23 protein-coding genes are annotated in these 23,856 nt (G+C 63.3%); 9 read left to right on the top strand and 14 right to left on the bottom strand.

Translation table 11 applies throughout. The features are described from left to right. The first annotated feature begins 104 nt into the window (after positions 1 to 104). A complete protein-coding gene (locus tag FDP28_RS15280; protein WP_144662397.1) occupies positions 105 to 2,324 on the top strand; it encodes an NADP-dependent isocitrate dehydrogenase in 2,220 nt (739 codons plus the stop codon). Between the two features lie 70 nt (positions 2,325 to 2,394). Here the strand turns inward: FDP28_RS15280 and FDP28_RS15275 are convergent, their stop codons facing one another. The 5 genes from FDP28_RS15275 to FDP28_RS15255 form a co-directional block, all read right to left on the bottom strand. Continuing rightward, positions 2,395 to 3,504 carry an FAD-dependent oxidoreductase gene (locus FDP28_RS15275; RefSeq protein WP_144662488.1) on the bottom strand — a complete coding sequence of 370 codons (1,110 nt, stop codon included), beginning with the start codon at positions 3,502 to 3,504 and terminating at the stop codon, positions 2,395 to 2,397. 140 nt (positions 3,505 to 3,644) lie between these two features. Then, a complete protein-coding gene (phnE, locus tag FDP28_RS15270; RefSeq protein ID WP_260842491.1) occupies positions 3,645 to 4,439 on the bottom strand; it encodes a phosphonate ABC transporter, permease protein PhnE in 795 nt (264 codons plus the stop codon). A 55-nt stretch (positions 4,440 to 4,494) separates the two neighbouring features. Further along, positions 4,495 to 5,250 carry a phosphonate ABC transporter ATP-binding protein gene (locus FDP28_RS15265; RefSeq protein WP_144662396.1) on the bottom strand — a complete coding sequence of 252 codons (756 nt, stop codon included), beginning with the start codon at positions 5,248 to 5,250 and terminating at the stop codon, positions 4,495 to 4,497. Next, positions 5,250 to 6,167: a phosphate/phosphite/phosphonate ABC transporter substrate-binding protein gene (locus FDP28_RS15260; RefSeq protein WP_144662395.1), complete on the bottom strand. Its 918-nt coding sequence runs from the start codon at positions 6,165 to 6,167 to the stop codon at positions 5,250 to 5,252. Before FDP28_RS15260 ends, FDP28_RS15265 begins: the two co-directional genes overlap by 1 nt. 24 nt (positions 6,168 to 6,191) lie before the next feature. Next, entirely contained in the window at positions 6,192 to 7,397 is a 1,206-nt protein-coding gene (locus FDP28_RS15255) for a TIGR03364 family FAD-dependent oxidoreductase (protein WP_144662394.1), read from the bottom strand. A gap of 164 nt (positions 7,398 to 7,561) precedes the next feature. On the opposite strand from FDP28_RS15255, the gene FDP28_RS15250 reads away from it, so the two are divergent. The 3 genes from FDP28_RS15250 to FDP28_RS15240 are packed head-to-tail and all read left to right on the top strand — an operon-like array spanning position 7,562 to position 9,549. Further along, positions 7,562 to 8,329 (top strand): GntR family transcriptional regulator, encoded by a 768-nt coding sequence (locus FDP28_RS15250; protein WP_144662393.1) that lies wholly within the window; start codon positions 7,562 to 7,564, stop codon positions 8,327 to 8,329. Next, a complete protein-coding gene (locus tag FDP28_RS15245; protein WP_144662392.1) occupies positions 8,326 to 9,066 on the top strand; it encodes a phosphonatase-like hydrolase in 741 nt (246 codons plus the stop codon). Before FDP28_RS15250 ends, FDP28_RS15245 begins: the two co-directional genes overlap by 4 nt. Before the next feature lie 48 nt (positions 9,067 to 9,114). After that, the gene (locus FDP28_RS15240; RefSeq protein ID WP_144662391.1) at positions 9,115 to 9,549 is read left to right on the top strand and encodes a DoxX family protein; all 435 of its coding nucleotides are present in this window, start codon (positions 9,115 to 9,117) and stop codon (positions 9,547 to 9,549) included. Positions 9,550 to 9,570: 21 nt separating this feature from the next. On the opposite strand, the gene FDP28_RS15235 is transcribed toward FDP28_RS15240, so the two are convergent. Next, complete coding sequence (locus tag FDP28_RS15235) at positions 9,571 to 10,641, bottom strand: Gfo/Idh/MocA family protein (protein ID WP_144662390.1); 1,071 nt, start codon at positions 10,639 to 10,641, stop codon at positions 9,571 to 9,573. Here FDP28_RS15235 and FDP28_RS20580 point away from each other — a divergent pair. Then, a complete protein-coding gene (locus tag FDP28_RS20580; protein WP_186313648.1) occupies positions 10,640 to 10,792 on the top strand; it encodes a hypothetical protein in 153 nt (50 codons plus the stop codon). The two genes, FDP28_RS15235 and FDP28_RS20580, sit on opposite strands and share 2 nt — an antisense overlap. A gap of 155 nt (positions 10,793 to 10,947) precedes the next feature. On the opposite strand, the gene FDP28_RS15230 is transcribed toward FDP28_RS20580, so the two are convergent. After that, entirely contained in the window at positions 10,948 to 11,160 is a 213-nt protein-coding gene (locus FDP28_RS15230) for a hypothetical protein (RefSeq protein ID WP_144662389.1), read from the bottom strand. A gap of 412 nt (positions 11,161 to 11,572) precedes the next feature. Here FDP28_RS15230 and FDP28_RS20925 point away from each other — a divergent pair, with 412 nt between their 5' ends. Genes FDP28_RS20925 through FDP28_RS15215 form a run of 3 tightly spaced genes read left to right on the top strand, consistent with a single transcriptional unit; the run spans position 11,573 to position 14,630 of the window. Next, on the top strand, positions 11,573 to 12,673 hold the full coding sequence (locus FDP28_RS20925) for an efflux RND transporter periplasmic adaptor subunit (RefSeq protein WP_144662388.1): 1,101 nt from the start codon (positions 11,573 to 11,575) through the stop codon (positions 12,671 to 12,673). Positions 12,674 to 12,675: 2 nt separating this feature from the next. Then, complete coding sequence (locus FDP28_RS15220) at positions 12,676 to 13,452, top strand: ABC transporter ATP-binding protein (protein WP_144662387.1); 777 nt, start codon at positions 12,676 to 12,678, stop codon at positions 13,450 to 13,452. Continuing rightward, positions 13,449 to 14,630: an ABC transporter permease gene (locus tag FDP28_RS15215; RefSeq protein WP_144662386.1), complete on the top strand. Its 1,182-nt coding sequence runs from the start codon at positions 13,449 to 13,451 to the stop codon at positions 14,628 to 14,630. The genes FDP28_RS15220 and FDP28_RS15215 overlap by 4 nt, the downstream gene beginning before the upstream one ends. Here the strand turns inward: FDP28_RS15215 and FDP28_RS15210 are convergent. The 6 genes from FDP28_RS15210 to FDP28_RS15185 form a co-directional block, all read right to left on the bottom strand. Then, positions 14,608 to 15,300, bottom strand: coding sequence for an ABC transporter ATP-binding protein (locus FDP28_RS15210; RefSeq protein ID WP_144662385.1), 693 nt, complete (start codon positions 15,298 to 15,300; stop codon positions 14,608 to 14,610). The two genes, FDP28_RS15215 and FDP28_RS15210, sit on opposite strands and share 23 nt — an antisense overlap. A 2-nt stretch (positions 15,301 to 15,302) precedes the next feature. Further along, positions 15,303 to 16,742 carry an ABC transporter permease gene (locus FDP28_RS15205; RefSeq protein WP_144662384.1) on the bottom strand — a complete coding sequence of 480 codons (1,440 nt, stop codon included), beginning with the start codon at positions 16,740 to 16,742 and terminating at the stop codon, positions 15,303 to 15,305. A 181-nt stretch (positions 16,743 to 16,923) separates the two neighbouring features. Beyond that, on the bottom strand, positions 16,924 to 18,024 hold the full coding sequence (locus FDP28_RS15200; RefSeq protein WP_144662383.1) for a substrate-binding domain-containing protein: 1,101 nt from the start codon (positions 18,022 to 18,024) through the stop codon (positions 16,924 to 16,926). Positions 18,025 to 18,094: 70 nt separating this feature from the next. Further along, on the bottom strand, positions 18,095 to 19,366 hold the full coding sequence (gene mmsB / locus FDP28_RS15195; RefSeq protein WP_144662382.1) for a multiple monosaccharide ABC transporter permease: 1,272 nt from the start codon (positions 19,364 to 19,366) through the stop codon (positions 18,095 to 18,097). Between the two features lie 45 nt (positions 19,367 to 19,411). Continuing rightward, positions 19,412 to 20,968: a multiple monosaccharide ABC transporter ATP-binding protein gene (gene mmsA, locus FDP28_RS15190; protein WP_144662381.1), complete on the bottom strand. Its 1,557-nt coding sequence runs from the start codon at positions 20,966 to 20,968 to the stop codon at positions 19,412 to 19,414. A 130-nt stretch (positions 20,969 to 21,098) separates the two neighbouring features. Further along, a complete protein-coding gene (locus FDP28_RS15185; protein ID WP_144662380.1) occupies positions 21,099 to 22,289 on the bottom strand; it encodes an ROK family transcriptional regulator in 1,191 nt (396 codons plus the stop codon). A gap of 304 nt (positions 22,290 to 22,593) precedes the next feature. Between FDP28_RS15185 and FDP28_RS15180 the strand changes: the two genes are divergently transcribed. Next, positions 22,594 to 23,439 (top strand): carbon-nitrogen hydrolase family protein, encoded by an 846-nt coding sequence (locus FDP28_RS15180; RefSeq protein ID WP_144662379.1) that lies wholly within the window; start codon positions 22,594 to 22,596, stop codon positions 23,437 to 23,439. Here FDP28_RS15180 and FDP28_RS15175 read toward each other — a convergent pair. Continuing rightward, positions 23,436 to 23,714 carry a hypothetical protein gene (locus FDP28_RS15175; protein ID WP_144662378.1) on the bottom strand — a complete coding sequence of 93 codons (279 nt, stop codon included), beginning with the start codon at positions 23,712 to 23,714 and terminating at the stop codon, positions 23,436 to 23,438. The genes FDP28_RS15180 and FDP28_RS15175 overlap by 4 nt on opposite strands. Positions 23,715 to 23,856: the final 142 nt, after the last annotated feature.

Raw genomic sequence — 23,856 nt, 5'->3', positions numbered from 1 at the left:
CGGGTAACGAACACGTGATCCCGGACACGAAGAGCCGCCAAAACGGTCTACTCGGGTAAGTTAGGAGTGTTGAAATATGCAGACTTTCAGGGAGAACCCCGCCAATGGCCAAGATTATCTATACCCACACAGACGAAGCGCCGATGCTGGCAACCTACTCATTCCTGCCGATCGTGGAAGCGTACGCCTCCACCGCGGGAGTAGAGGTTGAGACCCGTGATATCTCATTGGCAGGCCGCATCATCGCGGTCTTCGGCGACTTCCTGACTGAAGAGCAGCGCACGGGCAACGCCCTTGCCGAGCTTGGCGAACTGGCAAAGCGGCCGGAAGCCAACATCATCAAGCTGCCCAACATCAGCGCCTCCGTTCCGCAGCTCAAGGCCGCCATCGCCGAGCTCCAGGCCCAGGGCTACGCCTTGCCGGACTACCCGGACAACCCCTCCTCGGACACCGAGACGGACATCCGCTCGCGCTACGACAAGATCAAGGGCTCCGCAGTGAACCCGGTCCTGCGCGAAGGCAACTCCGACCGCCGCGCCCCGCTGTCGGTCAAGAACTACGCCCGCCAGAACCCGCACTCCATGGGTGCCTGGTCCGCGGACTCCAAGACCAACGTGGCCACCATGGGCCAGAACGACTTCCGCTCCAACGAGAAGTCCGTTGTCGTCGAAGCTGATGACGCCCTGAGCATCCAGCTGGTCCGTGAAGACGGCACCACCAAGGTCCTCAAGAAGGACTTCCCTGTCCTTGCCGGCGAAGTTGTTGACGCAACCGTCCTTCGCGCCGACGCCCTGGACGAGTTCCTCAAGGCCCAGGTTGCACGCGCCAAGGAAGCAGGCATCCTCTTCTCCGCGCACCTGAAGGCCACAATGATGAAGGTCTCCGACCCCATCATCTTCGGCCACGTCGTCAAGGCGTACTTCTCCGAGCTGTTCGACACCTACGGCAAGCAGCTCGCAGCCGCCGGCATCAGCCCGAACAACGGCCTCGCAGCCATCCTCAGCGGCCTGGAAGACCTCCCGGAGGACGTCCGCGAAGGCGTCAAGGCGGCCATCTCCAAGGGCCTCGAAGACGGTCCGGCGCTGGCCATGGTTGATTCCGACAAGGGCATCACCAGCCTCCACGTTCCCTCGGACATCATCGTTGACGCCTCCATGCCTGCAATGATCCGTTCCTCCGGCCACATGTGGGGTCCGGATGGCAAGGAAGCCGACACCCTGGCAGTCATCCCGGACAGCTCCTACGCCGGCGTGTACCAGGTTGTGCTGGACGACTGCCGTGCAAACGGTGCGTTCGATCCCACCACCATGGGCACCGTCCCCAACGTGGGCCTTATGGCACAGGCAGCCGAGGAATACGGCAGCCACGACAAGACCTTCGAAATCCAGGCAGCCGGCACGGTTCAGCTCGTGGACAGCAAGGGCAACGTCCTCACCGAACACCAGGTCTTCCCGGGTGACATCTGGCGCGCCTGCCAGACCAAGGACATCCCGGTCCGCGACTGGGTGAAGCTGGCCGTGACCCGTGCACGCGCTTCGCAGACCCCGGCTGTCTTCTGGCTGGATGAGGGCCGCGCACACGACGCCAACCTCATCGCCAAGGTCAACGAGTACCTCAAAGACCACGACACCGAGGGCCTCGAGATCAAGATCCTCTCCCCGGTCGAGGCCACGGCCTTCACCTTGGAGCGCATCCGCAAGGGCCAGGACACCATCTCGGTTACGGGCAACGTCCTCCGCGACTACCTCACGGACCTGTTCCCGATCCTCGAGCTCGGCACCAGTGCCAAGATGCTCTCCATCGTTCCGCTGATCAACGGTGGCGGCCTGTTCGAGACCGGTGCCGGTGGATCCGCTCCCAAGCACGTCCAGCAGCTGGTCAAGGAAAACCACCTCCGCTGGGACAGCCTGGGTGAGTTCCTGGCTCTGGCAGTAAGCTTCGAACACCTGGCCACCACCACGGGCAACGCCCGCGCACAGGTTCTTGCCGACACGTTGGACCGCGCCACGGGCACGTTCCTGCTGGAGAACAAGTCCCCGCGCCGCAGTGTTGGCGAGCTGGACAACCGTGGAAGCCACTTCTACCTGGCCATGTACTGGGCCCAGGAACTGGCCAAGCAGTCCTCCGACGCCGAGCTGGCAGCAGCCTTCGCTTCGGTCGCGGACGCCTTGACCTCCAACGAAGAGGCAATCGTCGGCGAGCTTGCCGCGGTCCAGGGCTCCGGCGTCGAACTGGGTGGTTACTACCGTCCGGATGCCGCCAAGGCCGCCGAGATCATGCGCCCGTCGGCTACGTTCAACAAGGTGCTCTCCACCCTGAAGTAGTCCGTCCAACTGACCCGCAGTTGTGGTGTTTTGAGAGCTCAGAACAACCACAACTGCGGGTCAGTTGCGTTTAACGGTTGGCGCGGAACCGCTCTGGTGCCACCCCGCCGTCGACGATGTCCTTCAGAACCCGTCCAATGGCCGGGGTGAACTTGAACCCGTGCCCCGAGAAACCGGCGCCCACCACCAAAGGACCGAAACGGTCCAGTACGAAGTCCTCGTTGGGCGTAGTGGTGTAGGTGCAGCTGATGGGAACGGCAGTGGAAGGGTCGACGCCGGGAAGCCACTCCTCTGCGTACCGCACCAGGGCCTCGAGCTGCTGGGGGATGGGCTCGAACGTGCGCTCGTCAGGGTCCATGACAGGCCCGACGCCATGCCAGCCGGCCTTGACGCCCTCGCCGGGAGTGAGCATTCCGTAAACGGGGCTGTACCAGTATTCGTAGAGTTCGTTGTTCGGGTCCGGATCGGGATTGTGGTTGAAGCTGGGCCACACCAGTGTGTTGTCAGTGGGGGTGAAGTGGGCCGGCTGCTCCTGCGTCACCACCATGGCTGGGAGCTTGACCAAGCCATCGAGAACCTTCGGCGTCCACGCCCCAGCAGTGACCACTACCCGGTGTGCCTTGTATTCGGTTTCCTCCGTCACGACCACCACGGCCTCGGCGCCGTCGACGCGGATGTCGCGGACCGGCGTCGAGTACTTGAAAATGGCGCCGTGGGCTTCGGCCGATGTACGGAGTGCCACCAACGCGTCCGCCGAGCGGACGCGTCCCGAGCCCGGCACGAAGAGGACATCCGTGGCGAAGCTCATGCCCTGCCAGCGGTCGGCGGCCTCGGAAGCGGAGATGAAGTAGCTTTCGATGCCGCGTTCCTGGTGCGCTTCCCGGACCAGTTCCAGCTTGGGGACGTTGCCGTGGTTCGCGAGCCCCACCAGGTCCAGCAGGGGTGCGCCGTGTTCTGCAGCGAGTTCGTCCCACAGGATTTTGGACTCGGCCAGAAGGTCCAGGTAGTCGGCCTCGGCGTAGGCGGTGTTGAAGTTGCGGGTGGCGCCGTGGGAAGCGCCGATGTGGTGGCCTGCTTCGAACTGTTCCAGCAGAACCACGGATTTGCCGGCGCGGGACAACTGCCATGCGGCCGCTGATCCCATCGCTCCGCCACCTACAACAACAACGTCCACCTGCATGCCCGCTCCATCCACAAAGTCCGCAGCTCCGACCAGAGCCACCTCTTATTCTGCCCCCACTCACCCAACCAGGGGACAGCACCTGCTCCAATGTGGGCTCAGTGCGACGTTTGCTGTCCCCTGGTTGGGTACACAGGGGGTCAGGCGGCCAGGCGGCGGCGCACCCATGCGGAGAACTGGTCCACCACGATGATCAGGACCAGCACGATCAAAATGTGCGTGAGCATGGAATCGAAGCGGAACGACTTGATGGACTGGTTGATCAGGAGCCCGATGCCGCCGGCGCCCACCAAGCCAAGGACCAGTGACGAGCGCACGTTGACGTCGAACCTGTACAGCAGCAGGCCCACGAATTGGGGGATCACCATCGGCAGCGTGGCGTTGAATACCTGCTGGATCCGGTTGGCGCCCGCAGTCCGGAGCGCTTCCTGCGGCCCGGCGTCGATCTCCTCCATGGACTCAGCCCACAACTTCCCCATGGCACCGGTGTTGTGGCAGATCAGGGCGAGGACACCGGCGAACGGGCCAAGCCCCACGGCAGTGACGAAGATCAGCGCGAACACGATGTCCGGCACGGCCCTGAAAAAGGACAGCACCGACCGCGCGGCTTGGTACACCATCGGATGCGGGCTGGTGTTGCGGGCGGCCAACGCGGCCAGCAGTAACGCGGACGGCACCGACAACGTGGTACCCAGCAGGCCAATCCACAGGGTCACCAGCGTCGCGTCGAGCCCGGGTTTCAGTGTCCGTTCCCAGCTCAGGTCCGGCGGAAACGCGTCTCCGATGAACGCCGCCATGCCTTTCCAGCCATCCACCAGCAGCTCAGGTTTGAAGCCCGTCCCCTGGATGGCCACAGCGTGAAGTCCGACGACGGCGGCAGCTACTGCCGCCGTCGTCAACCACCGCAGCGGCTTCTTCGGGCGGATCAGTGCCACGCGGTCCTGCCATTGGGGTGCTTTTGCGCAACAGCGGGGGTCAATGCCTGGGGCGTCATGCTGCAATGCTCCTGTCCGGGGCGTACAACGCGTTGAGGTGCGCGGCGGTGACCTCTGTGGAGGGAAGGTCAAAGCTCATGGATCCGTGAAGCAGCCCGATGGACCGGTCCGCGTAACGAAGGGCAAGATCCGGCTGATGCAGGACAGCCGCGACGGCCAAACCCTCGGAGTGGGCGAGTTCGCGCAGCAGGCCCATGACCTGTTCAGCCGCGTGCGGATCCAGTGCGGACACGGGCTCGTCGGCGAGTACGACGTCGGCCCGCTGGCAGAGTGCCCTGGCTACGGCAACGCGCTGCTGCTGTCCACCGGAAAGCCGGCCGACGCGGTCGAAGGCGCGGTCGGCGAGGCCCACGCGGTCCAGGCAGTCCAAGGCTTCCTGTTGGACATCGGCAGGAAAGAGCAGCGGCGTCAGCGATCTGGTGGTGGGGATCCGGGCCAGGGCGCCTGCACACACGTTATCCAGGGCAGTGCGGCGGGGGACCAGGTGGATCTTCTGGGAGATCATGGCCATGCGCTGCCGCGCCTGCTGAAGGTCGCGTCCTTGGAGCCGGTCCAGGGACGAGTCGCCGATGCTGATGGTTCCGACGTCGGCAGCGGCGATGCCCATGACGCACCGCAAGGTGGTGGACTTTCCCGAACCGTTCGCACCAAGGAAGGCGACGAGTTCCCCTGCAGCCACAGAGAAATCAAGGCCACGGAGGACGGTCTTGCCGCTGAAGGACTTACTCAGGCCACGGACGGAAAGTGTCATCACAGGTCCTTTTCCGTGAGGTTCATGGTTTTGGCGAGCTGGAACAGTGGCGTGTAGTTATCCTTGGTGACCTCGAGAAGCGGCCCAGGAGGGGTGACGTCCAGGAACTCGCCAACCTTGGCAACGTCCTCCGGTGAGAGCGAAATGAAGGCATCCTTGACGGCTTTCTTGAAGGCCGGATCCGCGTCGCCCCGGACGGTGATCGGATCGTTCGGAATGGGGTCGGAAGTCCACACCTTGCGGTAGTCCTCTTGTTTGAAGGTGCCGGCTGCGATGGCCGTGGCAAGGGTCTGGGAGTTGATCTCGGCGGCGTCCACCTTGCCGTTGGTCAATGCCAGCAGGGCTTCGGGATGGCCGCCGGTGTAATCCATCCCGAGGTCTGCATCTGCGATACCGGCCTCGCGAAGGCCGAAGCGGGGCAGGACGTCGCGGGAGGTGGAACCCACGCTGCCCAGGGCGAGGGACTTGCCCTTGAGATCGCCGATGGACTGGATCGGGCTGTCCTTGGGGACCCAGATTCCCGCCGTGTAGCTGCTGAGTTCCTTTTCTGCCGTGCCAAAAGACACCAGTGGCTCGGCACCGGCCTTCGTGTCGGCGAACACGTAGCCGAGGGGACCGAACTGGCCCAGGTCCAGCTTGCCGTTGCGCATGGCCAGTACTTCGGCCGCGTAGTCCTCCACCACCTGGACCGTGACGGGACAGTCAAGCTTCTTGGACAGTGCATTGGCCAGTGCGTCATAGGCGGGCTTGAGTTTGGCAGGGTCCTCGTACGGCTCGATGCCGAACGTAATGGCGCCGTTGGGGCAGGACACGGACGCGGGTGCGGAGGAGGCGGACTCGGCAGGGCCACCGCATGCCGTCAATGCCAAAGCTGACGCGAGGGCAAGCGCGGAACCGGTCAAGAGCGTGCTTTTCATGGGAATCCTTTTAAGTTGGGGGAGTCAGTACAGCCGTGAAATGTTGCGATGTGCCAAGCCGAAGGAGAGAGTCATGCCAACCCCTGAGGTCACGGACACCACTGTGACGCCGGGTTGGACGTCCCGGACCAAGAGGGGCGCGACGTCGGAGGATGCGTAGACGCCCTGCCATCTTTGGATGATTTCCAAGGGCGCACCCATCCGGGAGGAGATGTCGGAGTTGAGTGCGGTGGTCACGGACTCGTCCAGGAACGGATCCGCTGTGGGGTGGTAGTGGTGCGAATCGCCCAGGATGATGGTTCCGTCCGGGCGCTGGGTGAACATGACGTTGGCGCCGATGTCCAGCAGCTCGGGTTGGTTCCGCTGCACCTCGTCGCGCAGCGCTGCGGCAGCCGGCATGTCGGTAAAAGCGGGGTACCGGAGCATGGATGTCGCAGTCAGCGCAGCCGGTGCAAACTCGACGCCGGAAGGTTTTGCCGCCAAGGACATCTGCAGGGCACAGCGCTGGATTCTGTGCTCGGCGGCGAGCTCAGGAAACAGATGGTCCACGTCGTGCCCGACGCAGACGAACACCTGCTTGGCGTACAGCTCCCCACGGGAAGTCCGGACGCTGGTCACCTCGCCTTCGCGGCTGAAACCGAGCGCCGCGGTGTTCCAGTGAAGTTCGACGCCGGGCTGGCGGCCAAGCCACTCGGCCAACCTGGCGACGGTGGTGCGGGGATCGACGCGCAGATCGTCCCGGAGGAAAGCACCGCCGACCAAGCCGGGCCATGCGCCCTGGTGAGCGCCGCCGTCGTGCCTTGCTTCTGTCCCGGAACCCAGATGCCCGCGCGTTTCCGCTGGCGTGAGCAGCTGGACCTGGCCCGGTTCCCGGACAGTGGACAGTTCGCGCAGGACGGCGAGCTCGGCGTCCGTCCGAGCCAGGACTACGGCGCCAGCCTCAGCGGCCCAGAAGCCCGCCCGCCCGGCGAACTCCAGCCAGTATTTCCGCGAGGTTTGCGCGAGTTCGTACAGTTCACCGGACTGCGCGGTGATGCAGCAGTGGCCGAAGTTGCGCACCGAGGCGCCAATGGCGTGATGGTCGCGCTCGACGATGGTGACGGTCAGGCCATTGGCGACCGCGTGGGCGGCATGGGCAAGGCCGATGATGCCGGCGCCAATAATGACGACGTCGGTGGTTCGCCTTGCGCTGGCGGAGGTGGCCGTGGTGGGGGTGCTTGGGTTGTTCACACCATTGACCTTGGCGGGACCGGGAAGTGGAATCAAGCCAGAATGGGACTTGTATAGACAAGTTAATTCAAATTTAACCTCTGTTCACCTGATTTCGCCTGCTGTTCACCATTCTCTCCTGATTTTCCGACGAATGCTCCGGTGCCAACTTGTATGATCAACTCGTGAGCAACCAGCAAAATATGCCCCTCCACCTCCAACTCAGCGAAGAATTCATGCGTCGAATCGCCGACGGCGAGTGGCCCCCCGGCTTCCAGTTGCCCAGCGAAGCCGAGCTGTGCCGGGAGTTCGGAACATCGCGGGGGCCGATCCGCCAGGCGCTCGCCTTCCTTCGTTCGGAAGGTGCGGTGACAGGTGGGCGGGGACGGCCCCCTATGGTGCGCTCATCCGTGCCGTCGCAGTCGTTCTCAACGTTCAATTCGTTCACGGAGTGGGCCGTCGGTATCGGGCGAAAGCCGGGGCAGCGGACGCTGGAGGTAGCCCGCAGGGAGGCAAGTCCCGAAGCGGCCGAAGCCCTCGGCCTGACTCCCGGCACCGTGGTGGTGGAACTGCTGAGGGTTCGTTACTTGGACGAATCGCCGGCCATGATTGAACGCACCACCTTCATCCTGGAGGTGGGCCGGAAGCTGTTCGATTTCGATACGGATTCCGGTTCCATCTTCGCGTTCCTCAAGGGACAGGGCGTGGACCTGCACAGCGCGCGACACACCATCGACGCCGTTGCGGCCAGCGAGGAAGACGCCGAGCTTTTGGAACAACCCGAAGGTATCCCGCTGCTGCGCGAACGCCGGGTCACCCGTTCCGCCGACGGGCAACCCTTGGAATATTCCGAGGACCGCTACCTGCCCTCCCTCACCAACTTCACCATCGACAACACCGCGGAGCGCCGGGCAGCCCTGGTTCGCACCCCCACCGAAGGAGCCACACCATGATCAAGCTAGTTGCCTGCGATATGGCCGGAACAACCATCGATGAACACGGCGACGTTTATGTTGCCCTGGCCCGCTGCGTGGAGGAAACCGGTGCGTCCACAACTGAAGAGGCTGTGCAGGAGTGGATGGGAGCGGACAAAGTCGAGGCCATCACTGCCCTCATCCAAGCTGGGGGCGGAACGGTCGACCCCGCTACTGTCGGCGCTGCGTTCACACGCTTCAAGGAACTGCTCGCCGGGTTCTACGACGCAAATCCTCCCGTCGCGCTGGAGGGTGTGGAGGAGGCGTTTCGCGAACTCCGCCGCCGGGGCGTCAAAGTAGCGTTGACCACCGGCTTCTCGCGCGACGTCGCAGAGCCCCTCCTTGAGCGGCTGGGGTGGGGAGTCGGGCCCGAAGAGCTGCTTGACGCCGTCGTGTGTTCGGACGAAGTAGCCGCCGGCCGTCCGGCACCCTTCATGATTCATCGCGCCATGGAACTGACAGGGGTACAGGATGTCAGTGCGGTCATTGCAGCGGGGGACACCGTGAATGACCTTGCGGCTGCCAACAACGCCGGGGTCTCCGCCGTCGGAGTTCTGACCGGGAAGCTCGGCCGCGAAGCGCTGGCGGCGTATCCGCACCACCGCATCCTCGCCGGCGTGAGGGACATCCCCGCGCTGCTCCACTCACCCAACCAGGGGACAGCACGTGCTCCACTGGAGGCTCAGTGCGACGTTTGCTGTCCCTCAGTTGGGTAGCTGGGGTTGGGTTGGCGCGGCGACCGCGGGCATGGAAGATTGGAACCCGTGAAATTCCTTCACCCCTCACCCCAGTCCTCTGCCCGCGGCATCACGATCCTGCGGGTGGTGTTCGGTGCGCTCGTCCTGGTCCACGGAATCCAGAAGCTCATGGCCGGCCATGCCGCATTCGCAGCGTCCGTTGCTGCCATGGGTGTGCAGAAGCCGGAGATCGTGGCCTGGCTGGTCATCGCAGGGGAGGTTGGCCTGGGACTCCTCCTGGTCCTCGGGGCCTTGACCCGTGTCGCCGGATTCCTTGCCGCGATCATGTTCGCCGGGATCTGGTTCGTGACCGAAGCCGGAAAACCCCTGCTCACGGACAAAGCGGGCGTGACGGCGGAGCTGCTCATCATCTACTTCGCGGTGTCTGTGGCTTTCGTCTTCCTGGGATCCGGTGCCTTCTCGCTGGACCGCAAGCTCGCCAGGCAGCCTGCCCGTCGGTGAACTTAACCTGCGAGGGTTAAATCAGCGGGCATCGTTGGGGTAGCGGACGCCCAGTTGCGAACGAACGCCGTCGAAGAGGCGCATCACGTTGATGGAGTCCTCCAACGGCATCACGGGACTCTCAAGAAGCCCTTGCTGGACACAGCGGGTCACCTCGCGCAGCTCGTAGGTGTAGCCGATTCCCACGACGTCGAAACGCTCGGTCCGCGGCTCGTCCCACCCGACGCGGACGAGCAGCTCGCGGGGATTGTTCACGGATCCCACTGTCTGGAGGAAGCCAAGGCCGCCCGCTACCGTGGCGGTCCTGGGCCCATGCGCCATCAGGGAGGACGTCAGCTGCGCCTGTGCTCCCGTGTCGTAGCCCAGGGTCAGGGCGTTTTGGGTATCCACTCCGTCCTCGTTCAACGAACCGATTGCGGTGACCGACTGCGGAAAACCGAGCGTCCCCAAAGCCCAGAGCAGGGGATACACGGTGATATCCAAGAGTGCCCCACCGCCGTCGTTCAGTGCCCAGATACGGGCCGACGGATCGTACGGTGCCGGGAAGCCGAGGTCCGCGCTGACCCACTGGAGCTCACCAAGTTCCCCTGAAGCCGCGATCCCGAAAGCCCGCTGCATGCTGGGAAGGAACCGGCTCCACACGGCTTCCATGAAAAACACGTTCTGCTCGCGCGCAATCGCCGTCAGCTCCATGGCTTCACGGGCGTTGATGGTCAGGGCCTTTTCACACAGGACGTGCTTCCCGGCGCGCAATGCGGCTGAAGCAATCTGGAAGTGCTGGGCATGGGGCGTCGCCACATAGACCACGTCCACGGCAGGATCGTCGAACAGACGCTGGTAGCCGGGAACACCGGCGTCGTCCCCGTACGCCTTAGTGAAGCCCAGCGCGTGGGCGAAGGCGTCGGCGGCCGCCTGGGTGCGGGAGCTGACGGCGTAGAGCTCGGCATCCTCGAGCAGCGACAGGTCCTTGGAAACACTGTTGGCGATATTGCCCGTGGACACCACGCCCCATCGCAACCGCCGGCCTGTGGCTGCCCGGGGATCCTGGTTGGTCTGGGAGGAAAGCCACGGCACGGCGATGGGGAGAGTCATGAGTATCATCCTCTCAGAAGCTGTTGAGCCCGTGCACGATCGCGTCTTGTTTACGGTCAAGCACGGCGGTGACTCGGCTGCATCCATCCAGGATTGCCGCGGCGTCTGCATGGACATAGCCGGCGATGCGAAAGATATCAGTCCGGATTGATTCCAGAGGCATTTTAAAGATTGGCTCGTGATGAGCGATCCGATTGCGCATCTCGCGAATCTGTGTGAGGTCCGCAAAGAGCACTTTTCGTTTGAGATTGACGCCTTCAGGAAAAGCCTTTATTAGTCGAGGCTGCCAAAAAGCTGTTTCGTAGCTCAGTAGCGGGTCTCGCGGAATGCCTTTGTCCAGGAGGCGGGTCCAGAAGCCAAAGGGAGGGCTGCGACTATTTGACCGGGTGTCGGCGAGGCGAACTTACGGCCGAGCTTTTTGATGGTGTCCTCGAGGATCGCCCTGTGGCTATCCAAGAGGCGGGTACTCGGGAGTTCCCACCACGCTTCCACACGACCCTTCGCGAGTGCGTCGTGCATTGCGTTCCTAGCGCTACTTCCAAGATGCTAAGAGGCCCCCAAAGGCTGCGGAAACCTCAATGTTCCAGGCATACAACCGGGATGCCAGATGGTGATTGCCACGATAGTGACCCAGGTACGTCTCGAAGCGCGGGGCGCTGACGAGGTGCTCCAAAGTGCTGATTGCGCCAACGTCCACAGTCCCTCGATGCTCTTAAAAAAGAATTGCCCCAGGAGTCCGGCATTGCTGCCGAATAGTCACTGGGGCGTGTACGTGTTCAGTCTGCCATCTTCGCGTGGGTAGTTCAAACAGGCGACACAGTAAGTACTCTGTCCGTCCCGGGAATGCCCGCCACCGGTAACAACCTCGTCTAGGCTGAGGGCAATCATCCCTCGCAGAGGTTCTGTGGGGAGTTACCGAAATGGAGCAGGGATGGGTATTTTTCGGCGCGTCATTTTGCCGGTTGCCTGGTTGTTGGTTTTCGCGATAATCGCCGTGGCTTTGGTCAAGATCGCCTTTGTGGATGGTTTGAAATCGGCGGCTTCGGAGCCCGCACCGCTGGCCCAGGTGGATATTCCCACGGTCCCGGCAACCAGGGCCACCGTCACCAACACCGTCCAGATCAAGGGCACCGTCCAAAGTGACCCGGCCGAAGCCGTCCGCAGCACATCGGCGGGGAAAGTGGTGCAGGTTTTCGTTGACCAAGGCGCTACGGTCGCCAAGGGAGACGCGCTCTTCCAGGTCAAGGCGGAGCGCGCCGTCGCCGCCGCCCAGCCGCCATCCCAGGAGGGTCCAGCAACTGCCGCCAAACCCGTGTACGACTACTTCAACATCCTCGCCCCGCGTGCCGGCACGCTGCAGCAGCTCACCACGCTCGTGGACCAGCAGGTCAGCGTGGGGGAGTCCGTAGGAAAGATCGATCCCGGTACGTACACAGTGGCCGGCCCGGTTTCCGCCGCCCAACAGTATCGTCTCCTGGGCAAGCCCGGTCCCGCCGAGATCGCGCTGGTGGGTGGACCGGCTCCGTTCCAGTGCGCCCAGGTGGCCCTCAAGAACAACGCATCCGACGACGGCGGGGCCTCCTCGGGCGGTTTGGCCTCCGCTGGCGGGGGAGCCGGAATGGCAGTAGGCGGAGCCATTGCCGGACCCGGTGGAGGTTCCGGAACCCAACCGGACGGGGGCGGCAACCCGACGGGGACCATCAGCTGTGCGGTCCCGGCCAACCAGCAGGTCTTCGCCGGCCTGGGTGCCACCATGACGGTGAGCGCCGGTGTCGCGCCTGATGTGGTGACGGTTCCCCTCACCTCCGTCAAGGGCAGCGTCAAGGACGGCATTGTGTGGGTTGCCAGTAAGGCAGGCGCCGGTGCTCCGGAGCAGCGAACCGTGCAGCTCGGCTTGAACGATGGCAACGTGGTTGAAGTGAGGTCGGGGCTTACCGAGGGCGAACAAGTCCTCGAGTTCGTTCCCGGCGCCCCCGCTGCCCCGGAGCCCATGATGGGGCCCGGACAAGGCACCTACATTCCGGCGGGCTAAGCATGGACGCTACTGCTAGCAAAGAAACCCTGGTCAGCCTGCGATCTGTCACACGGTCGGTCACGCTGCCGGATGAGCAACAGCTGCACATTCTCCGCGGCATCGATCTCGAGGTACTCAGCGGGGACCATACCGCGATCGTAGGGCGCTCCGGCTGCGGCAAATCAACGCTGCTCAACCTCCTCGGCCTGTTGGATGTCCCGACTTCCGGGGAACTGGACTTCATGGACCAGCCAGCCCAACGGCTGAGCAGCAACGCCCGGGCCCGGCTCCGGGGCTCCACGGTAGGTTTCGTCTTCCAGCAGTTCAACCTGTTGCCGGGCCGAAGCGCCGTGGACAACGTTATTACTCCACTCTTCTATGCCCAAGGCAGGGAATTCCGGCGCCGCCGCGAACTCGCCATGGACATGCTGGACAGGGTCGGCCTGTCCGCCCGGGCGAACACGATGCCCAACATGCTCTCAGGCGGTGAACAGCAGCGCGTTGCCATCGCACGTGCGCTGGTTCGCCGGCCGAGGCTCATCCTGGCCGATGAGCCAACCGGTGCGCTGGACGTCGAGACCGGCCAGGCGGTCATGGCCTTGCTGGACACTGTCGCCACAGAAACCTCTGCGGCCCTGGTGACCATCACCCACGACACCAACGTCGCCGCACTTGCCCGTGCTTGCTACAGGCTCGACTCCGGGGTGCTGACTCCGCTGGCGCTCGCAGGACCGCTCGCAGAACCGCCCGCAGAAATGCCCGCAGAACCGCTCGCAGAGTCAGGAGCCCACGCATGACAGGCTTCATATCAACGCTGGTGGAAGCGTGGCAGGAACTTCGCATCAACAAAGTCCGCATCCTCTTGGCGCTGCTGGGGGTGGCCCTGTCCGTGGCGGCGCTGACGTCCGTGGTGGGCCTCGGAAACCTCGCCCGCGAAGGCATGAAGGTGCAATCCGAGCGCGACGGCGGCCGGGTGGCTACCTTGACATTGAGCGTCAACGGTCCATCCTCTCCTGATGCGCAGGAACTGGACAAGGTCTACGAAGGTATCCAGCAGCGCTACGGAATCACCACCTCCACCCACGTGGGCCGCACCCAGGCAGGCTTCCAATTTCCCCGCGGCGTGACGGCCGTGAACATGACCATCGTTGACTCGGGCTACGGCATCATCCACCGCGTGCCGCTCACGCAAGGTAAATGGTTCGAAGCCGACGACGACCAAAGGCTGGCCCCCGCCATCGTGGTCTCGGAAGCCTTTTACAACCGGGCCGGCAGGCCAAACCTCACTACCAATCCCACAGTTCGCATCCCTGGTGACCTTCCGGCGACGGCGGTGATCATCGGCGTCGTACCTGACACCTGGCCTGACACCCCACCCGCGGCCTTCATCCTCACGAAGGGCGCCGTCATGACCGGGATGAAACCGGACATGTCCGAGTTCAAACTTTGGGTGGGGGAGGAACAGGCAGGCGCCCTGCAGTCCGCGATCACTGCAGACCTGCAGGGCCAATTCCCCGGATACTACGCCCAGGCCCAACGCGTCGACTACGCCGCCTATGGTGATCCGCTGGGGCCTGCACAGTGGATCGTCGGCGGCGTAGCCGGACTGGTGCTTCTTCTTGGAGCCGTGGGAATGCTCAACATTTCCATGGTCACAGTGCGTTACCGGGTCCGCGAGATCGGCATCCGCCGCAGCTTTGGCGCCACTTCGGGCCGAATTTTCGTGGGGGTCATGATGGAGTCCGTGGTGGCCACCGCGGTAGCTGGGCTCGTGGGCGTCATGGCGGCGATCGCCGTGGTGAAGAACCCGTGGATTCAATCGAAGGTGGCCCCAGGCCTGACGGAGTACCCGCCGTTCCCCATCGATGCCGCGCTACTGGGCTTTGGAGCGGCGGTCCTTGTGGGCGCGCTCGCCGGAGCCATTCCCGCGCTCGTGGCGGTGCGCGTCAAGGTCATCGACGCGATCCGCTTCTGACCTCCTCGGTCAGCCTGCCCTGTTGGAGACGGAAGCAGCGTTCCGTTTTCTGCGCGAGGCTGCGGTCGTGCGTGACCACCAGGATGGTGGTGTTGTGGTCGCGGCTCAGAGAGCTCAGGATTTCGATGATGTGCTCGCCGGTCTGCTCATCGAGGTTGCCGGTGGGCTCGTCGGCCAGGATCAGTTTGGGTTCGTTCGCCAGCGCCCGCGCGATCGCCACACGCTGCTGCTCTCCGCCGGACAGGCGGTTGGTACGGCGCGAGTGCTTCTCCGGATCCAGCTGTACCTGCTCAAGCAACTCCTTGGCGCGCTTCAGCCTGGACGCCTTGCGCACCCCGGCGAACTCCATGGGGAGCATGACGTTGTCCACGGCGCTGAGGTTGGGGATCAGGTTGAACTGCTGGAACACGAACCCGATGTCCCGACGCCGGTACTCCGTCAGTTTGCTGTCCGGCAGCCCTGCAAGGCTGACGCCATCGACGACGACGTCCCCTGAGGTGGGTTTGTCCAGCGCGCCCAGGAGGGACAACAGTGTGCTCTTGCCGCTGCCGCTCTTGCCCACGATCGATGACAGTGAGCCCCTTTCCAACTCGAAGCTCACACCGTTGACGGGCTTGATGGTCCGGTCACCGGACTTGAACTGACGGACCAGGTCCTTGACTTCAATCACGGCTATTCTCCTCGGAGTACTTCGATGGGGCGGATACGGGCGGTCAGCAGTGCCGGAACGAGGGCACCGATGATTGCGACGGCGAACACGGCTGCGATGCCCGCCGCAAGGACGCCGGGGGAGACACTGGCGGTAACGGAGGTGAGCAGTTGGGAAGCGCCGCCGAACGCGCCGCCCCGGCCACCAAAGCCCCCGCCCCCTGGGACTGCGCCATTTGGCACGGCACCGGCGAGGCCGCCCGCACGTTGGGTGGGTGCCGCCGTCGTGCTGGTATTCGAACTGATCAACGCCGAAGCGATGCCGCCGCTGGCGAACGATGCGATGACTGCACCCACCACGCTGCCCATAGCGACAAGAACCAGGGATTCCAGGACAAACTGCACGCCGATGGTGCGGTTGGGGGCGCCGATGGCTTTCAACACGCCGATTTCACGACGGCGCTCGCGGACCAGCATGACCATGATGAGCAGGATGATGATTCCGGCGGTCGCGAGAGCTGCGATGAAGGCGACCAGCGAGATGTTCTTGACGCTGTCCAGGGAGCTGACAGCGGTTTCCAGGTTCCGCTGGCCCTGCGTGACATCTGCCTTGTCCGCGCCGAGGGCATTTTGGACCGCCGTCTTGGTGCTGTCCACGTTCTCCATACTGTTGACCGTGACAATCATGGTGGAGAGCTCATCGGGTGTGGCTGCCAGCGTCTGGGCTTCAGGAAGTGTCACGTAGACGGCGTTGTTGTCGAAAGTGGTTCCGGCGTCGAAAATTCCTGCCACGGTGAAGGTCTTGTCCTGGATAGTGAAGGTGGATCCAACGGCCAGGCCGTTCTTTTCGGCCAATGACGTGCCCACCAGTGCCTTGTCCGACGCCGTGGTGTAGTCGCCCAGGCCGCTGCCGCTGGTGATGTTCAAGGCCTTGCCGGTGCTGTCCACCTCTGCGCCGATGCCGGTGGCCGTGATCGGAAGGGCGCGTGCCGGCTGTGTTCCCGTTGCACCGGTGGATCCGCTGGCGTTGTTCCGGTTACCCAAGGTGCCGGCGTCGATGGCAGCAGTGAGGCTGGTGCTGACCGATGCCTGCTGTCCGCCGGGACCGAAGCCACCAGCTTGCCCGGACTGCTGGGTGGTGGCCGTGGATCCGCTTGTGGTGCTTTGCAGGCGCAGGGCCTTCGTGCCAACCACCGACGTAACGTTGGTGACCGACGCAGCTGTCTGGGCTTGCGCCGTCGTCAACGGTTCGCCGCCGCCTTCGAAACCTTGCCCGCCAGCGGGGTTCACCGTCAAGGTGGTGCCCACCGAAGCGTTGAGCTCCTGCACCTTGGCGCCGACGGCCTGGTTGGCCACGAGCATGGCCAAGGCCAGGCCGATCGCTACGGCGAGGACGGCGACCACCGCCGCTGTTCTGATTTTGTTGCGGAAGGCGTTGCCTACGCTTCGGGCAAGGACGCTCACGTTTCTCCTTTGACCTGCAGGTTTGTGGGCCCACTGGTCGCGGGCTTGCAGGTCCAACATTGCTCAGCGCTGCTGTGCGGCACACCAGCCAAAGCTATGCGTGGGCTGTGAAAGACCACGCTGACACAGCAAAAAGCCCCGGCCCGCCTGCTGGCGGACCGGGGCTTCCCGTACAGAGGTGTTACTTGGTGATCGGGCCAAGTACCGGATCGTCGACGTAAGCCGTCTTGACGTTCTCCTTGGTCACGATCTGCGGCGGGAGAAGGAAGGCCGGAACGGTCTTCACGCCGTTGTTGTAGGAGTCCTTGTCGTTGATCTCCAGCTGCTTGCCAGCCTGCAGGTCCTTCACCATGGTGATGGCGTGCTCAACGAGCTTGCGGGTGTCCTTGTTGATGGTGGAGTACTGCTCGCCAGCCATGATCGACTTGACGGACTCAACCTCGGAGTCCTGGCCGGTGACGACCGGAAGCGGCTTGCCTGCAGCCTTGACGGACGTCAGCACTGCACGTGCCAGCGTGTCGTTCGGGGACAGCACGCCGTCCAGCGAAGCGCTGCCGTAGCTGCCGGTGAGCAGCGTGTCAGCACGGCGCTGGGCGTTTTCAGCCTTCCAGCCTTGGGTAACAGCCTGTTCGAACGCGGTCTGGCCGGACAGGACCTTGAGGGTACCGTCGTCGATCTTCGGCTTCAGGACGCTCATGGCGCCGTCGAAGAAGACCTTGGCGTTGGCGTCATCCGGGGAACCTGCAAACAGCTCGATGTTGTACGGGCCGTTCGGCTTCTTGGCCTTCAGGCCGTCCAGCAGGGCCTGGCCCTGGAGTTCACCGACTTTGAAGTTGTCGTAGGCCACGTAGTAGTCAACGTTGTCCGTGTTCAGGAGAAGACGGTCGTAGGCGATGACGGTGGCGCCGGAGTCCTTGGCCTGCTGGAGCTGCGTACCAAGCTGGGCGCCGTCGATGGCTCCCACGATGATGACCTTGGCACCCTTGGTGACCATCGCGCTGATCTGGTTCTGCTGCTCGGACACGCCGCCGTTGGCGAACTGGACGTCGGCCTTGAAGCCGGCGCCGGTGAGGCCATCGTTGAACAGCTTCTCCGCGAGGACCCAGTTTTCACTGGTCTTCTGCGGAAGGGCGACGCCGATCAGCGAGTCCTTGGGGAACGCTTCCCCGCCTCCTGTGCTGCTGCTGCTTGAGCCGCTGTCCGTGCGGCCGCAGGCCGTCAGCGCCAGTGCCGCGATGGCAGCGACTGCTGCTGCCTTTCCTGCTTTACCAAACATTCGCATATCTTGGTTCACTTTCTGTGTGGGTGGGGTGGAGCGAGTCTTCTGGGTGGAGAAGTTTGTGGCGGAAAGCTCAGGCTTCCTTGGAGATGACCTCTTTGGTGGAGGTGACTTCGTCCGGCTTGAGCTCGTTGTTGTTGCGCTGGAAGTTCTTCAGCAACAGGCCAGTGATGGAACGCTTGCCCTGGGACTTGTTGTAGACATCGAAGGCAACGGCTGCCAGGAGCACCAGGCCCTTGATGATCTGGGTGAGGTCCGCACCGACGCCCAGGAGCTGGAGGCCGTTGTTGAGAACTGCCATGACCAGGCCACCGACGATTGAGCCGATCACGGTACCAACACCACCGGTAACGGCGGCGCCACCGATGAAGACGGCTGCGATGGCGTCAAGCTCCCAGCCGACACCGTCGAACGGGCCCGATGCCGTGGATCGGCCAACGAAGATCATGCCTGCCAGGCCTGCCAGCACGGACATGTTCATCATGACCATGAAGTTGACCTTCTTGGACTGGACACCGGACAGCTCAGCTGCGTGGCGGTTGCCACCCACGGCGTAGACGTGGCGGCCCAGAACGGTCCTGTCTGCGATGAAGCCGTAGATGAGTACCAAGACGGCCAGGATCAGGCCCGGGATGGGGAAGGACGTTCCGGGGCGGCCGGTGGCGAACAGGTACGTGGCGTAAAGGATGGCGCCGCAGATCAGGACCAGCTTGGTGACCTCGACCCAGAGCTCGGGAACGTCGGCACCGAGGGCTTTGTTGGCAGCGCGGGCACGGAGGGACATGATGACGACGAACGCGGCGGCAACGATACCGAGGAGCAACGTGAGGTTGTTGAATCCGGTGTTCGGTCCGATTTCAGGCAGGTAGCCTGAGCCAAGGAACTGGAAGTCCTTGGAAACGGGGATGGTGTTGGACTTGCCGACGAACTGGTTGAAGCCACGGAACAGAAGCATGCCCGCCAGTGTCACGATGAAGGCGGGTATGCCCACGTAGGCCACCCAGAACCCTTGCCAGGCGCCGATCACGGCACCGAGGAGGAGGCCGAAGAGCACGCCGGCCCACCAGGGGAGACCCCAATCGCGCATTGCAAGGGCCACGAACACACCCACGAATGCTGCGACGGAACCCACGGACAGGTCGATGTGCCCGGCGATGATCACCAGCACCATGCCGATGGCGAGGATAAGGATGTAGGAGTTGCCGTTGAACAGGTTGATCACGTTGCCGGGGGTCAACGTGCGTCCGTCAGTGAAGATCTGGAAGAAGACGATAAGTGCCACCAGGGCGAAGATCATGCCGAACTGGCGGGTATTGCCACCAAATAGCTTCTTGAGCGCGTTCATTGTTTTGGTCCTTGTGTCAGGAAGGGGCGGGGCTGGGCCAAAGGGTCAAGCTGCTTTGCGGGAGGAAGTCATCAGCTTCATGAGGCTTTCCTGGCTTGCTTCGTTCTTGTCGAGGACGCCTGTGATGGCGCCTTCGAAGATGGTGTAGATACGGTCGGACAGGCCCAGGAGTTCTGGAAGCTCCGAGGAAATGACAATCACTCCCTTGCCCTGGTTCGCCAGCCTCTGGATGATGCCGTAGATCTCGTACTTGGCGCCGACGTCGATGCCACGTGTAGGTTCATCCAGGATCAGCAGGTCCGGATCAGTGAACATCCACTTGGCCAGCACTACTTTTTGCTGGTTGCCACCGGAGAGTTTGGCTACGCCTTCCTCAACCGAGGGGGTCTTGGTCCGGAGCGACTTGCGGTACTCCTCGGCAACCTGGAACTCCTTGCGGTCGTCCACCACCGAGTAGTTGCTGATCTTGTCCAGTGCAGCAGCGACCGTGGTGGTTTTGATGTCATCCAGCAGATTCAAGCCCAGGGACTTGCGGTCTTCGGTCACGTAGCCGAGTCCGGCGTCGATGGCCTGGCGGACCGTGCGGATCTGGATCGGCTTGCCGTCCTTGTAGATCTGGCCCTTGATGAAACGGCCGTAGGAGTGGCCGAACACCGAGCGTGCCAGTTCCGTGCGGCCGGCGCCCATGAGGCCCGCGAAGCCGACGATTTCGCCTCGACGCACAAAGAAGTTCGAGCCCTTGCAGATGAGGCGGTCCTGGATCTGGGGGTGGCCCACGGTCCAGTCCTTGACCTCGAAGAACACCTCGCCGATCTTCGGTTCGTGGTCCGGGAAGCGTGACTCGAGCGTCCGGCCGACCATGCCCTTGATAATGCGGTCCTCGTCCACGCCGTCGCGCTTGACGTTCAGGGTTTCAATCGACTTGCCGTCACGGATGATGGTGATCTCGTCCGCGATCTGCTCGATCTCGTTGAGCTTGTGGGAAATGATGATCGAGGTGATGCCGCGGCCCTTGAGGCCAAGGATCAGGTCCAGCAGGTGCTGGGAGTCCGATTCGTTCAGGGCTGCCGTGGGCTCGTCCAGGATCAGCAGCTTCACGGACTTGTTCAGCGCCTTGGCGATTTCCACCAGTTGCTGCTTGCCGACGCCGATCTCCTTGATGGGGGTGTCCGGGTCCTCCCGGAGGCCCACACGGGCCAGGAGTTCGAGGGAACGCTTACGGGCCTCGGCCCAGTCAATGACGCCCCACTTGGTGGGTTCGTTACCCAGGAAGATGTTTTCCATGATGGACAGTTCCGGGATCAGCGCCAGCTCCTGGTGGATGATCACGATGCCCGCTGCTTCACTGGCCCGGATGTCCTTGAACTGCTGCGTCTCGGCCTGATACACGATGTCGCCGGTGTAGCTGCCGTAGGGGTAGACCCCGGACAGGACCTTCATCAGCGTGGATTTTCCTGCACCGTTCTCGCCACAAATTGCGTGGATCTCACCGGCCATAACGCGCAGGCTTACGTTCGACAAGGCTTTCACTCCAGGGAATTCCTTGGTGATGGAGCGCATCTCCAACAGGATGGGCTCGCCTTGCGTGTCGAGGGATGTCATCAGCCCTTACGCCTCCAATGCATGACTTCGTTGTCGGCTCCGCAAGCGGCGGAGCTGTCTGATGAAAAAGTAAACTGGATCACCTATCTTGTCGTCAAGACTTGAACGCATGATCCAGCTAACGATTTCGTTACCTACCGGTAATACCTGCGTGCTGGAACACCAACGCGGCCGCTCCAAGGGCCTCGGCGCGGGCTCCCAGCGAAGACATGGCGAGGTGTGTCGTCTCGCCAACGACGGGCACGGCGTGGCGCACCAAGCCCCTTCGGATGGGGTCCAGCAGAAGGTCTCCAAGCCCCGCCAAAGGGCCGCCAACGACGATCACTTCGGGGTTGATCAGGTTGGAGACGTTGCCCAGTGCCCGCCCGACCGCCAGGCCGGCGTCGTCAACTACGCGTTGGGTCGCCGAGTCTCCGGCGAGGCAATTGCGGACGATGTCCAGCGGCGTCAACAGAGTGTCCTGGCCGCGCCCCAGCAACTCGATCATGGTGGTGGTGGACGCTATCGTTTCGAGGCAACCCCTGTTGCCGCAGCGGCAGACCAGGCCATGCTCATGGATGGTCGCGTGGCCGATTTCCCCAGTGATGCCCACGTTGCCGTAGTACGGGAATCCGTTGAGGATCAGCCCGGCGCCGATACCCGAACCGATCTTGAGGAACATCAAGTTGGAGACGCCGCTATGGGGTCCCCACGTCACTTCGGACAACGCGCCGAGGTTCGCGTCGTTGTCAACAAAGACGGGGCAATTGAGGGCCTCTTCCAGGCGGTGGAGGATGTCGATGCCCACCCACTCCGGGAGGATGGCCCCCTGTGCCACCGTGCCCGATCTGCGGTCGATCGGACCAGGAATGCCCGCGCCGGCACCTACGACGGCGGTGCGGTCAATGCCATTTTCGCGGAGCAGTTTTTCGAGCAGCCGGACTGCGGCGGCTATGCCTTCTTCTGCCTGGTGACCCAGCGGCAATTCGATGTAATCCTCGGCAATGACGTGATACCCCAAGGAAGCCAGGACCACGCGGAGGTGGCGGCGGCCAAAGTCGATTCCGACGGCGACAGCACCGTTGCTGTTCAGCCTCACGTTGGTTGCCCGGCGGCCGGAGCTGGTGGTCGGCTCGGTGGAGACCAATCCGGCGTCCTGCATGATCTTGACGATGTTGGAGATCGTGGCCGTGGAGAGCCCGGTTTGCCGCGAAAGCTCTGCTTGCGTGGATGGCCCGCTCAGCAAGCACTCGATGATGCGCTGCTGGTTAAGGTGGCGGAGCGCCGACTGCGAGCCGGGTTTTCTTGGATGGCTCTTCGTTGAGCGCTGCGTTGCGGGCATGACAAGAAGATTGCCCCAGAAGGCATGTTGTAGTCAAGAAGTGAACGCAGCGAGTCCTGCTTCACTGACATACTCCAACGCAAAGCTGACTGCTAAGTACCCCTTGCGTGGCCCGATATGCGCCCTAACTCCAACTTTTTAGGCGCAAAGCAGGCCTGGCAACAAGGGGTCGCGTGCAATGAGCCCCGCGTTCGGGGGCTCCAGGTCCAATTGCCCCGGAGCGCGCAGCGGAGCCGGGCCTAGGCTTGAAGCAAGAAGATGTTCCTGCCTGCGATCGGCAGGGATCAGGCGAAACAAGGTGGTAATGATGCTGCTAGCACTCCTGCAGGCGAACGCTTCCGTTTTGGACGTGGACGCCAACCTGCGCACTATCGACGACGCAGCCCAGCGCGCCGCCAACGCGGGGGCCGGCCTGCTTCTCACTCCGGAGCTCTTCCCTGTCGGTTATGCGCCATTGCGCCTGCACGCGGAGTTGGACCCCGCAACGCTCCCGGAGATCCGCGAACGCCTGGCCGCGATTGCCCGCACGCACGGGATTGGCTTGGTCTACAGCCTCCCTGCGCTGGCGCAGGCGCGGATTCAAGAGCAGCACGACGACGCCGCGCAGCCGCCTCACGCCGACGGCGCATGGCACATCACGGCTACTTTGCTGGATGCCGAGGGCAACGAGGTCCTCAACTACGCCAAGGTCCACCTCTTCGGTCCGGAAGAGCACAAGGCGTTCGTCGGCGCTGAAGAACCTCCCGCCGTCGTGGATTTCAACGGAATCCGCGCGTCGATGCTGATCTGCTACGACGTCGAGTTCCCTGAAGCGGTGCGCGCCGCAGCCACCCGCGGCGCCGAACTCCTGCTGGTTCCGACAGCGCTGTCGGCAGGGTTCGACAACGTTCCGCAGGTGCTGATTCGCGCCCGGGCCCTGGAGAGCCAGCTGAATGTGGCCTACGCCAACCACTCAGGGCATGAGGACGTGTACAACTTCCTGGGGGGCAGCGTGGTGGCAGGTCCCGACGGCTCGTTGTTGGCTGCTGCGGGGGAGGGAGCGGCACTGCTGTTCGCCGAGGTCGGCACGGAAACGGTCAAAGCCGCCCGTGACGAAGTCCCGTACCTGCGTGAGCGCAGGCCGGAACTGTACAAGGAATGGGACCGCTAGGACCCGGTCTGGATTCGCTTGCGGTGGACGCGGATGAGGTTGACCAAGGAAACGATAAACCCGACGGCCAGCATCATGCCTAAGATGGCACCGTTTGCGATGTCGAGTCCAAACCGGAAACCTCCGTCCGCGGTGTTGTGCAGGTCAAGATGAGCTGCTTCGACGTTTCCATGGCCCGGGAGCGAGCCCGTCGCCAACCAAACGAGAAGGGCCACTCCAAACGCGACGACGATCGACACCCGCAGTTTGGGGGTGATTGTGGGCAGCTTGGTCACTGTGTTGCTCCTTGTGGATCGAACGCGGGTGGTGTTCCTGAAGCGTACGATTCACGACGCTTCCCCTAGACGCCATGCAGCCAAATTAGGTGGTGAAAACGGCATAAATGAGTGGTGGAAGCGGCTTGCACAGACGGATCCG

Source organism: Paenarthrobacter nicotinovorans, from assembly GCF_007670255.1.
GTDB lineage: Bacteria > Actinomycetota > Actinomycetes > Actinomycetales > Micrococcaceae > Arthrobacter > Arthrobacter nicotinovorans_B.
The sequence above is the reverse complement of the archived record's forward strand: the minus strand, read 5'-3'. Positions and strand labels throughout refer to the sequence as shown.

What these genes read in the sequence shown, in the direction of transcription:
- mmsA (WP_144662381.1), bottom strand. Translation starts at nt 20,968, where the DNA reads ATGACATCCCTCGACACGCAAGGCGAGCCCATCCTGTTGGAGATGCGC.
- FDP28_RS20925 (WP_144662388.1), top strand. Translation starts at nt 11,573, where the DNA reads ATGGGTATTTTTCGGCGCGTCATTTTGCCGGTTGCCTGGTTGTTGGTT.
- FDP28_RS15245 (WP_144662392.1), top strand. Translation starts at nt 8,326, where the DNA reads ATGATCAAGCTAGTTGCCTGCGATATGGCCGGAACAACCATCGATGAA.
- FDP28_RS15280 (WP_144662397.1), top strand. Translation starts at nt 105, where the DNA reads ATGGCCAAGATTATCTATACCCACACAGACGAAGCGCCGATGCTGGCA.
- FDP28_RS15200 (WP_144662383.1), bottom strand. Translation starts at nt 18,024, where the DNA reads ATGCGAATGTTTGGTAAAGCAGGAAAGGCAGCAGCAGTCGCTGCCATC.
- FDP28_RS15185 (WP_144662380.1), bottom strand. Translation starts at nt 22,289, where the DNA reads ATGCCCGCAACGCAGCGCTCAACGAAGAGCCATCCAAGAAAACCCGGC.
- FDP28_RS15215 (WP_144662386.1), top strand. Translation starts at nt 13,449, where the DNA reads ATGACAGGCTTCATATCAACGCTGGTGGAAGCGTGGCAGGAACTTCGC.
- FDP28_RS15230 (WP_144662389.1), bottom strand. Translation starts at nt 11,160, where the DNA reads ATGCACGACGCACTCGCGAAGGGTCGTGTGGAAGCGTGGTGGGAACTC.
- FDP28_RS15275 (WP_144662488.1), bottom strand. Translation starts at nt 3,504, where the DNA reads ATGCAGGTGGACGTTGTTGTTGTAGGTGGCGGAGCGATGGGATCAGCG.
- FDP28_RS20580 (WP_186313648.1), top strand. Translation starts at nt 10,640, where the DNA reads ATGAGTATCATCCTCTCAGAAGCTGTTGAGCCCGTGCACGATCGCGTC.
- FDP28_RS15180 (WP_144662379.1), top strand. Translation starts at nt 22,594, where the DNA reads ATGATGCTGCTAGCACTCCTGCAGGCGAACGCTTCCGTTTTGGACGTG.
- FDP28_RS15220 (WP_144662387.1), top strand. Translation starts at nt 12,676, where the DNA reads ATGGACGCTACTGCTAGCAAAGAAACCCTGGTCAGCCTGCGATCTGTC.
- FDP28_RS15265 (WP_144662396.1), bottom strand. Translation starts at nt 5,250, where the DNA reads ATGACACTTTCCGTCCGTGGCCTGAGTAAGTCCTTCAGCGGCAAGACC.
- mmsB (WP_144662382.1), bottom strand. Translation starts at nt 19,366, where the DNA reads ATGAACGCGCTCAAGAAGCTATTTGGTGGCAATACCCGCCAGTTCGGC.
- FDP28_RS15235 (WP_144662390.1), bottom strand. Translation starts at nt 10,641, where the DNA reads ATGACTCTCCCCATCGCCGTGCCGTGGCTTTCCTCCCAGACCAACCAG.
- FDP28_RS15260 (WP_144662395.1), bottom strand. Translation starts at nt 6,167, where the DNA reads ATGAAAAGCACGCTCTTGACCGGTTCCGCGCTTGCCCTCGCGTCAGCT.